The 9,783-nt window shown below is 62.6% G+C and carries 11 protein-coding genes; 4 read left to right on the forward strand and 7 right to left on the reverse strand.

All coding sequences use genetic code 11. The features are described from left to right. Both EPO09_RS17335 and EPO09_RS17340 read right to left on the reverse strand, forming a co-directional pair. Nucleotides 1-832 (reverse strand): NAD(P)-dependent oxidoreductase (locus EPO09_RS17335; protein WP_290644905.1); only part of this gene is annotated, 832 nt, incomplete at its 3' end. A gap of 8 nt (nt 833-840) precedes the next feature. Next, a complete protein-coding gene (locus tag EPO09_RS17340) occupies nt 841-1,254 on the reverse strand; it encodes a cupin domain-containing protein (RefSeq protein ID WP_290644908.1) in 414 nt (137 codons plus the stop codon). A 103-nt stretch (nt 1,255-1,357) separates the two neighbouring features. On the opposite strand from EPO09_RS17340, the gene EPO09_RS17345 reads away from it, so the two are divergent. Next, nucleotides 1,358-1,639, forward strand: coding sequence for a DUF427 domain-containing protein (locus tag EPO09_RS17345; RefSeq protein WP_290644910.1), 282 nt, complete (start codon nt 1,358-1,360; stop codon nt 1,637-1,639). 20 nt (nt 1,640-1,659) lie between these two features. On the opposite strand, the gene EPO09_RS17350 is transcribed toward EPO09_RS17345, so the two are convergent. The 4 genes from EPO09_RS17350 to EPO09_RS17365 form a co-directional block, all read right to left on the reverse strand. Continuing rightward, complete coding sequence (locus EPO09_RS17350; protein WP_290644912.1) at nt 1,660-2,163, reverse strand: hypothetical protein; 504 nt, start codon at nt 2,161-2,163, stop codon at nt 1,660-1,662. 64 nt (nt 2,164-2,227) lie between these two features. Beyond that, nucleotides 2,228-2,833, reverse strand: coding sequence for a transglutaminase family protein (locus EPO09_RS17355; protein WP_290644914.1), 606 nt, complete (start codon nt 2,831-2,833; stop codon nt 2,228-2,230). A 100-nt stretch (nt 2,834-2,933) separates the two neighbouring features. Then, nucleotides 2,934-4,115: a DUF4034 domain-containing protein gene (locus EPO09_RS17360; protein ID WP_290644916.1), complete on the reverse strand. Its 1,182-nt coding sequence runs from the start codon at nt 4,113-4,115 to the stop codon at nt 2,934-2,936. Nucleotides 4,116-4,383: 268 nt separating this feature from the next. Continuing rightward, nucleotides 4,384-6,144 carry an alkaline phosphatase D family protein gene (locus tag EPO09_RS17365; protein WP_290644917.1) on the reverse strand — a complete coding sequence of 587 codons (1,761 nt, stop codon included), beginning with the start codon at nt 6,142-6,144 and terminating at the stop codon, nt 4,384-4,386. A gap of 126 nt (nt 6,145-6,270) precedes the next feature. Between EPO09_RS17365 and apaG the strand changes: the two genes are divergently transcribed. Both apaG and EPO09_RS17375 read left to right on the forward strand, forming a co-directional pair. Beyond that, nucleotides 6,271-6,645, forward strand: coding sequence for a Co2+/Mg2+ efflux protein ApaG (gene apaG, locus EPO09_RS17370; protein ID WP_290644919.1), 375 nt, complete (start codon nt 6,271-6,273; stop codon nt 6,643-6,645). After that, entirely contained in the window at nt 6,645-8,783 is a 2,139-nt protein-coding gene (locus tag EPO09_RS17375; protein ID WP_290644921.1) for a site-specific recombinase, read from the forward strand. The genes apaG and EPO09_RS17375 overlap by 1 nt, the downstream gene beginning before the upstream one ends. Here EPO09_RS17375 and EPO09_RS17380 read toward each other — a convergent pair. Further along, a complete protein-coding gene (locus EPO09_RS17380; protein ID WP_290644923.1) occupies nt 8,741-8,890 on the reverse strand; it encodes a hypothetical protein in 150 nt (49 codons plus the stop codon). The two genes, EPO09_RS17375 and EPO09_RS17380, sit on opposite strands and share 43 nt — an antisense overlap. Between EPO09_RS17380 and EPO09_RS17385 the strand changes: the two genes are divergently transcribed. Further along, nucleotides 8,889-9,783 (forward strand): MltA domain-containing protein (locus tag EPO09_RS17385; RefSeq protein WP_290644925.1); only part of this gene is annotated, 895 nt, incomplete at its 3' end. The genes EPO09_RS17380 and EPO09_RS17385 overlap by 2 nt on opposite strands.

Raw genomic sequence — 9,783 nt, forward strand, 5'->3', positions numbered from 1 at the left:
GCCCGGGCGCAGGTGGCTCGACCTCGAGCACATCGATCGCGGCGCCGGCCAGTTGTTGCGCACGCAAGGCATGCGCCAAGGCCAGCGGGTCGACCAGCGCGCCACGCCCCGTGTTGATCAGGATGGCGTGCGGTTGCATCAAGGCCAGGCGGCGCGCGTCCATCATGCCGCGGGTCTCTGGAGACAAGGGCACATGCAGGCTCACAGCGTCGCATTCGGCCAGCAGATCGTCCAGGGGAAGTTCATCATCGGCCAAGGCTCGCCCCGGCCGTTGGGCATACAAGACCCGCATGCCCAAACCTTGGGCCAATTGCGCCGTGGCCTGACCGATGGCACCCCGACCGACAATGCCCAAGGTCGATCCGGCCATCGGCAGGATGCGAGGCCCGTGCCAGCAGAACTGCTCCGCCGCAGACCAGCGCCCGTCTATGGCTGCGCGGCTGTAGTCGATGAGGTGGCGCCGCAAGGCCAGCAGCGTGGCGATCACATGCTCCGCCACCGAATCGCTGCCATAACCGGGCACGTTGTGCACCGCGATGCCCAGCTCGCGCGCGGCATCCAGATCCACGTTGTCCATGCCGGCCGCCGCGATGCAGATGCAACGAAGCCGGGTTGTATGGCGCAACACATCGCGCGTCAAGCGCACCTTGTTGACGATGAGCACCTCGGCATCCGCGATGCGATCAAGCACCTCGTCGGGCTGGGTTGAGGCATGGCATCGGTAATCGATCCGCGCAGCCATGGCTGGCTCGAACGCCAGGCCGCAAGGCAAGGTGTCCGCATCCAGGAACACGACAACGCAGGCTGCCTGCGGGTTCTCGTTGCCAGGCATCGACGCACTCATTTGGCGTAGTCGTACAAGGGCTGCCCTTTGTCCACCACATGCACGGTGAACAGCTTGAGCGGCGTATCGCCCACCACTTTGAAGCCCGCATGTTTGACATCGCGCAGGTTCAGCAAGGTGGCGCCTGTGGCAAGGGTGGCCGGGTCTTTGCCCGGCGCCTGGATGGTGGCGCCTTGCAGCACATAGGCCACTTCCACCCCATGATGGGCATGGCGGTCAATGGCATCGCCCGCCTTGTACTCGGCCATGGAAGCGATCACCTCCATGCCGGGTGCACCGGACAGATCCGTTCGCTTCAGTTCCACACGCTGCGGCGAATCGGCGATCGTCTGGGCGACCAGGCCCGTAGCCAGGCCCATGCCAAAAATAGCCAGGGCAGCGAACCATGTCGAAGCGGAACGGATGTGCATGGTGTGGTCTTCCTGTTGCTTGATATCAGGAGCTTGACTGTACAAGAGCCGGCATCGGGAAAAATGCGATGATCGCCGCCTGTTCAAACCTGAGGGAGCACCCATGAAAGCCATCTGGAACGGCGTGACCGTTGCCGAAAGCGATGACATCGTCACCCTTGAAGGCAACCACTATTTCCCCGAAGCCTCGCTCAAGCGCGAGTACACCACCTTCAGCAACCACCGCACCAGCTGCGTGTGGAAAGGCCAGGCCCACTACATGAGCCTGCTGGCCAATGGCGACATGAAGCCTGATGCCGTGTGGTTCTACCCTGAGCCCACGGAAGGTGCTCAGGAGATCAAGGGCCGCGTGGCATTTGCAGCCGGCGTGGACATCGTTGACTGACACCCTCGCCACCTACAAAGTCAGGCCTCGTTGAACCTCGGGCACTTGGGTATGACCTGCGCTTGCACAAAGGCATTGAAGTCTTCCGAGAAGCTGTCCTTCTCGGTCGCCCAGAAGGTTCGGAAGTAGAGGTAGTTGGAGAACTGCTTGGTCATCGATTTGACGATCGATTGCCAGAAAGGCTCAGGCAGGATCCACCAGACAAAGGCGAAGCGCGCGTGCCGGTACCGGTAGGCCTCTTCGAACAGGTTGATGTAGGCCACCGCGATGAAATGCGCCTGATCGCGGCAAGGCTGACTGCGCTCGTACGCCGTTTTCAAGGTGGCATGCGCGTTCTGCACATCGGCAAACTTGAACAAGAGCGATTGCCAGCGCGCATAAAGTTGATTGCACACCGTGACCCGCATGGACAGCAAGGCAGCGAAGATGCCGACCAGGCTGACCAGGCTGACCGCACTGATCACCAGTTTGGCCCACTCCATCTGGTCCTGGCTGACTTGCACGTGGTTGAACAGGTCGCACATGGTGCTGCCCTCCTGCTGCTGGACGCCTGAGCATTCCAGTCGAACCGGCCGCACTGCGCCATCCCTAACTTTTCATGGGCAGGGGCAACAAGATCAGGTCGGGCAGGTTGCGAGCGACATCCATGACATCGTCATAGGCTTGCAGCGCCTGCGTCACGATAGGCAGGGGCTCCGCCCAGATCTCGGGCAAGTCCCGCTCCTGGTCGTCTTGCAAGGCAAAGGCCAGCGCCTCGTGGGCCGGCGTGAACTGCGCATTGACGCCGGGCTTGTTACCGCGGGCATCAATGCGGTACCAACCGAACTCGGGCAGGTAGACGGCATTGAGCCCGTGCAGGCAATAGGGTGCGCCACGATCACCCACTGAAAGGCGCTGGTAGCACAGGCCCGCAGGGATGCCGTTGGCACGCAGCAGCGCAGCCAACAAGTGGCTCTTGGCGTAGCAATAACCGGTCTGGTGCAGCAGCACATCAGAAGCTTTGATCGTGACCGGATTCGAGTTGTGATCACCACTGTGCCGAATCTGGTCTCGCACGAATTCGAAGCAACGCCTCACCAGATCCAGGGTCGTGCCGCCTGATGCACGCACCTCTTGCGCCAAGGCTGCGGCCTGATCAGCCACGGCAGGGTGGTCAAAGTCTATATAGATGCTGTGGGTGAGGTACGCTTGCATGCTCACATGCTAATGCCCTTGATATTCATGCGTGAGTGCGCCACAAGAAGTTCTTGTGGAGGATGCGTCTCGGTTATCTGGTAACTGAAGACGTTGACGCTCAGGGGGCTGCTGCGGCATTGCGCAAGGCCTTCAGGCTCTTCAAGTTGGCTACGGCAGTGTCATTGTTCTGCGCGGCGGCACGCCTGAAGTACAACTCGGCCTGATCATAGTTCTTGGGCACAGACCTGCCGGTCATGTACCACCAGCCAACACGATTTTGCGCATAGCTGTTGCCCAATTCGGCAGAAGCCAGATAGTCCTTGAACGCTTTCTCGTCGCTCTTGAACTGGCTTTCGTACAACCAGCCACGCTTGTTGTAGCCAAACGGGTATTGCGGATGAGCCTTGACCAAGGCATCGAAACGCTGGAAGGCCAGGTTCACCAGACTCCCATCCATCGCGGCCTGGCCAGATTGGAACAATCTGCGTGGCTCATGGCCTGCCTCATAGGCTTTGAGGTATTCGTCAGAGGCGCGCCTGTAGTCTCGCGCCATCAGCGCATCCTCCCCCAGATACGCGTGGTGCCAGGCCTCTATCCGATCCTTGTTCTGCTTGCTCATGGCGGACTGGCGGCACTCTCTGGCAAAGCCCTCCATCAAATCAACGCTGCCACCCCACTTCGGGGTCAGCATGATCTGGTATTCCATACGCGGCCCATATGCCTGTGGGTCGATCGTCAAGGCCTTGTCCAGCAACTGCCTGGCATCATCGCGCTTGCCCCCAAGCCCTCTTGAAATCTGGATGAGGGCGGTGTAACTCCATACGGGTTTTGCATACAGCTTGATTGATGCATTCAAATCAGCAGCTGCCTGATTCAGGCCGTCCGTGAAGCCCTTGAGTTGTGCGTCTGTTGTCCTGTCGGAAAATTTGTCGCCACGCGACCGCCACGCATCAGCGATCCGATACAGCCCGCGGGACAGACGGGCCGAGTAGGACGCCGGGTACGCCGTCACCCAGCCATCCAATCTGGACTCCAGCCCGGGTGTGCCGGCCAGCGCTGCGAACTTTGGCGCCAGGTTGTCCTCGGTGGCGCTGCCGGCCAGATAGGCGTTCAGCAAAGGGGCGAAATCCTTCTCCAACTCCGCGTATTTCTCGGCCGCCAGTTTGGTGGACACATCCAAGGCTGGCCCTGCCTCAGCAAGTACAGAAGCCTGCCCAGGTTCGCTTGGTGCCACCTCCGCCGCGGAAAGACCAGCTGACAGCAAAGCCAGAACGCCCATGAAACCTTTGATGATGCGCATGCATCCCTCCCATGATTTGATTGAATGCCGGCGGCCGTATGACGGCGCTCAGTTTATCTGGCCATTTTGCGCGATAAAGATCCTCGGTAATGAATGAGGTTCGGCGGCAATGTGACTGGGCACCATGGGCACAGCTCAGGCACGGGCACCCCGCGGCATATGCTGCCTAGAAAGCCAACGTAAGAAACGCCCATTTCCTCTTAGCGGCCCCATCGCAGACTGATCGCCGCAAATACATGCGCGCCACCTTTTTCAGGCTGACCCCAGATCAATACCCGCTGGTGCTCTGCGCCATCAACCAGGGCAAGGACATGTACTTGCGTTGCCGCGCCACGCAGGTGCGCGCCACAGCCGGATCGCTCACGCTCTTGTCGACTGCATAGGCCACCCACTCGGCGTAGCTGTCGGTCAACTCCAGCGTGGAGTAACCCTGCTGGTTGCTGTTGAAGTACTGGATGTGCGGGTTGTTCAGGCGCACGGCGGGTGCGGCCAGGCCCTGCATCAGCAAGGTGCGTTGCTGTGCGTCCATCTTGCCGGCCAGCATCTCGCCCAGGTTGGATGAGGTCACGGCCGGCGTCATGAACTCGGCACCGACGAAGTTGCTGAAGTCCAGGGGATTGAGGTTGCCGTAGTCGTGCTTGACGTTGCTGGCCATGTAGGTGTGCAGGTCACCCGTGACCACCAGGTAGTTGCGCACCTTGGCCTCGCGCAGGGCACCCGTGATGGCGCGGCGCTCGGCGTTGTAGCCGTCCCAGGCATCCACATCCAGCGGCGCGATCTGGGCGCCCAGGAAGGTGATGCCCAGGCGGCCAAAGAAAGTCTGGTTGCCCATGAGCTTCCAGGTTGCCTTCGATTGCGTCAGGCCCTCCACCAGCCAGTTATGCTGCTTGCTGCCCAACAAGGTCTGCTCGGTGCTGTTGTACTTGGTGCAGCCCAGCGGCACGTAACGGCCCAGCGCATCCTTTTCGCCGCAAGGGTGAGGGCTGCGGTAGGTGCGGTTCTCGATCAAGAACATGTCGAGGAAGCTGCCGAAGGCAAAGCGGCGGTACGCCAGCAAGGCATCGTGCGGATGCGTGGCCAGCGGGTTGTAGCTCACGCGGGCGGGCACGTACTCAGTCCAGGCACGTTGTGAGTCCAGCTTGAGTTGCTTGAGCAAGGCGGGGCTGTTGCCGTATTGCGGGTCGGTGGTGTAGGGGTGATCGGGCGCGCCGAGGGTGTCGCGGGCGTAGTCCCAATAGCAGTCGTTGGCCGTCTCGTGGTCATCCGGGATGCAGATGAAGGTGTGGCGCTCCAGTGCGGCTTGCAGGTTGGCATCACTGCGGTACTTGCGGTAGATGGTGCGGTAGTCAGCCAGGTTCATCGCTACCGTGCCACCCGATGGCAGCACCAGCATGCGATCGGCAAAGGGCAAGCTCTGGAAGCGCGGATCCCCCGCTGACTCATAGATGAAGTCGCCCAGGTGCAGCACGAAGTCGAGGCTGTCGTCCTTGGCCACATGGCTCAGGGCACCGTAGTAGCCATTGGTGAAGTCCTGGCAGGTCAGCAGGCCAAACTTGAGGTGTTTGAGCGAACTGCCCGCTGATGACAGCGTACGGCAGCGGCCCGTGCGGCTGAGCGTGCGGTCATAAATGAAGCGATAAAAGTAAGGCCCCCCTGAGTTGGTGGCGGGTAACTGCCCATCGAGGTCGATCTTGATGGTGTGGTCGCGCTCGGGGCTGATGTCCTGCGGCGCGATCTGGGCCTGCAACAGCAAGTTCTGGAAGCCCGCGTCCAGCGCGACCTGCAGATACAAAGACTCGTTCGGGCGAATGGCATCGGGGTTGATGTGCGTCCACAGGATCACCCCCGTGAGGCTCGGGTCAGCCGACGACACGGACAGATCGAACACGCGGGCCGAATCAGTGCGCATGCCCGTGGTGTCAATGGGCGCATTGCCCAGGCCCGACCAGTTGGTAGCCTGCGCCTGCCAGGTCACCATCAAACCGCCACCCAGGGCACCCAATGCAGACAGAAAGCTTCGACGATCCATTCAACACCCCCGACAACAGACGCACAGTAAACAGGACAGCACATGCTGCCGCCAATGGGTGACATCCCCATGACTTGCTGGGGTATCCGCAACGCACTTTGTCGTCATTTGCCTAGAATGGCCAGCATGAGCCAAGCCCAATTCACATGCGCTGTGGCGCCGCAGTACCTGGAAGACCAGAGCAACCCGGCGCGCCATGAATATGTGTTCGCCTACACGGTGACCATTGTCAACTCGGGCACCGTGCCGGCGCAGTTGATCGGGCGCCACTGGGTGATCGCAGACGCCACCGGCAAGACCGAAGAAGTGCGCGGCCTGGGCGTAGTGGGCAACCAGCCCATGCTCAAGCCCGGCGAACGCTTCGAATACACCAGCTGGACGCGCCTGGACACCCCGCATGGCATCATGCACGGCACCTACTTCTGCATGACTGAAGATGCGCGCTGGTTCGAGGCCCCCATTCCGGCCTTCACGCTGGCGAGATCGCAGTCCCTGCACTGATGCCTTTGCTGCCACGCCGATTTCATCCGCTCAAACGACAACCCTGGTGGCCTCGCCCTGGTAACGGCTTCGAGCTGGGTGAGTTGCTGGACCAGGCCGATGCCTCGGCACCTCTGGTTGAGCGCCACATCTGGCTGATCCGCCTGCTGGACTGGATCCGCCGTGGCGAACCGGTCAGCGGCACGCAGAACGTGGTGCGGCTGTTGCTGCAAGAGCCGGCTCGGCGCGACAAGGTCGTGGCCCTGCTGGCAGCCTTCTGGCGTGACATGGATGTGGCCGCACTGCTGGCCGACTACGGCTTCTCGCCACGCTCGTCCTTCCTCAATGAGCTGGGCGAGCGCCTGCGCCGCCGTGCGCTGCCCCTGAGCCCCGATACCGCCGATCTGGCGGTGCTGTTCAACCTGCTGTTTGACGACGCCGATGACGCCTCCTGGCTGCAAGAGCTGGACGACATCACGCTGGATGGCATCGCCCAACTGTGGTCACAGGCGATGGCCGTCCAGCCTGCAGGCAACGGCGCTGTGGGCGATCATGCTGCCTTGGGTTGGCGCGAGCCTTTTTATGACGCCATGCTGTATCTGGCCACGCAGGTGCGCGCGGCCGGCTTTTCACCTGCCTTCCGGTCTCGGGTGGGCATGCGCGTGGACGTGGACTTTGATGCCGACGATGGGCCTGCCGAAACAGGCTCGACCGACGGCAGTGCGCGCCAGGCCTTCCGCCAACTGGCTCGGGTGATCGAGCGCATGCATGAACTCGCGCTGGCGCACGCACGTGGTGAGGCTCGCGGCGAGGCCAGCAGCGCGCCATGGCCCGCGGCCCTGCTGCATGAAGCCCAATACCTGCGCGTGCTGCTGGACCACTGCGCCGAAGCGGCGCGCGGCCTGCACGGGCACCTGGAAGTACATGGCATATCGGTCGACCTGGTCTTCCAGATCGACCAGTTGTGCGAACGCTGCCAACGCCTGGCGCAGTTGCTGGATGTGGTGCTGAGCGATCAACCTGCCAAGGCCATGCGACAGCTGATCGTGGACCTGGCCCGCACCGGCCAGCGCCGCCGCAGCGTGCGTGCCCTGTTCACCCAGCATTACGCCCTGCTGGCTCGCAAGGTGGCCGAGCGCAGCGCCGAGACCGGCGAGCACTACATCACCCGTGACAAGGCCGAGTACATCGACATGCTCCAGCGTGCCGCTGGCGGTGGCGCGGTGCTGGCGGGCACCACCTTTTTGAAATTCGTGATGCTGGCGCTGGGCCTGTCACCGTTCTGGGCCGGCACAGCGGCAGGCTTGAATTACGCCGTGAGCTTTGTGATCGTGCAGTGGCTGCACCTGACCGTGGCCACCAAACAGCCTGCGATGACAGCGCCGGCCATGGCCGCCAAGCTGGCCGATACCAGGAACGACGCAGCCATCGAGTCCTTCGTGGATGAAGTCGCTCACCTGATCCGCTCACAGACAGCAGGCATCGTGGGCAACCTGATCGTGGTCGCCCCGCTGGTGTTGGCTGCACAGATGTTGGCCTGGTGGACGCTGGGCAAGCCGCTGATCGGCGAGCACACGGCGCAGTACGTGCTCAAGTCCTTGAGCCTGCTGGGGCCGACGGCCTGGTACGCTGCCTTCACGGGCGTGCTGCTGTTTGTCTCCAGCCTGATCGCGGGCTGGGTGGAGAACTGGTTCGTGCTGCACCGCCTGGACAGCGCCATGCGCTGGAACCCGGCCATCCGCGCCTGGCTGGGGCCAGAGCGCGCGGCCCGCTGGGCCGGCTGGTGGCGCGCCAACATCTCGGGCCTGGCGGCCAATGTCTCGCTGGGCATGCTGCTGGGTCTGGTGCCCGTGATCGCCGGCTTCATGGCGCTGCCGCTGGATGTGCGGCACGTGACCTTGTCCACCGGTCAGTTAGCCGCCGCACTGGGCACGCTGGGGCCTGAGGCCTTGCACCAACCGGCCTTCTGGTGGTGCGTGGCCGCCTTGCCTGTCACCGGGCTGCTCAATGTGGGCGTGAGCTTCGCCTTGGCGCTGCTGGTGGCCATCCGTTCACGCAATGTGCGGTTCACAGACCGTGCTCGCCTGCGTGCCGCTGTCTGGCGCCGTGTGCGCCATCAACCCTTGAGCTTTCTGTTGCCCCCACGATCCACATCCTGATCCTCTGCAGGCAACTCGCCTTGACGGCGCCCGGCAAACATCGTCCACCAGACCACAAACACCAGGACGGCCAAGGCGCCCACCGCTTCCAGCACAATCAGCCACATGAGTTTTTGTCCGTTTCCGAATTGGCGTGTCGATGTGATGGCACGCAGCCCGTCCCGCGTCCTGATCACCGGCCTGATTGTAGGCAGCCTCAGCGGCTGCGGCATGCTGCCCTGGGTTCATACCAAGGGCAGCGGTGCGCCCATCGTCACCGTGGTCCATCCACCCGCCCCCGGCACGGTGCAACCACAACCCGATGGCAGCGGCGGCCTGCTGCGCCCCAAGGCCCATTGGATGCCCGCGCAGTGGAGCGATTTGCCCGGTTGGAACAATGACAACGTCGGTGACTGGTGGCCGGCCTTGTGGAAGAGCTGCCAGAAACCCGCAAGCGGCTGGACCAACGTGTGCACCGAGGTCAAGAAGCTGGGCAACAACTGGGGTGAACAAGTGGGCGACAGCTTTGTGCGCCAATGGGTGCAAAGCCAGCTGCAACCCTGGCGAGTGACCACGCTGGAAGGCAACAACACCGGCCTGATGACGGGTTACTTCGAGCCCTTGCTCGAAGGCCGCCGCCAAGCCGATGCGCGCTTTCAGTACCCGCTGCACCGTGCCCCCGCTGATCTGGGACAGCGCAAGCCGTATTTCAGCCGGGCCGAACTGGAAACCTCACCTGATGGCAAAGCTGCCCTGGCGGGCCGTGAGGTGGTCTATCTGGCTGACCCGCTGGATGTGCTGCTGATCCAGGTGCAGGGATCAGGCCGCATCCGCCTGCAAGATGAACTCAACGCACAGGGCCAGCCACGCATCGTGCGCCTGGCCTTCGCCGGCCACAACGATCAGCCCTACCAGTCTGTGGCACGCTGGCTGGTTGATCAGGGCGCCTTCCCTCTGGAGCAGGCCTCCTGGCCGGCCATCCGCAACTGGGCGCAGGCCAACCCGGCGCGCATCCCCGAGA

Source organism: Aquabacterium sp. (assembly GCF_004297345.1).
Lineage (GTDB): Bacteria > Pseudomonadota > Gammaproteobacteria > Burkholderiales > Burkholderiaceae_C > Aquabacterium.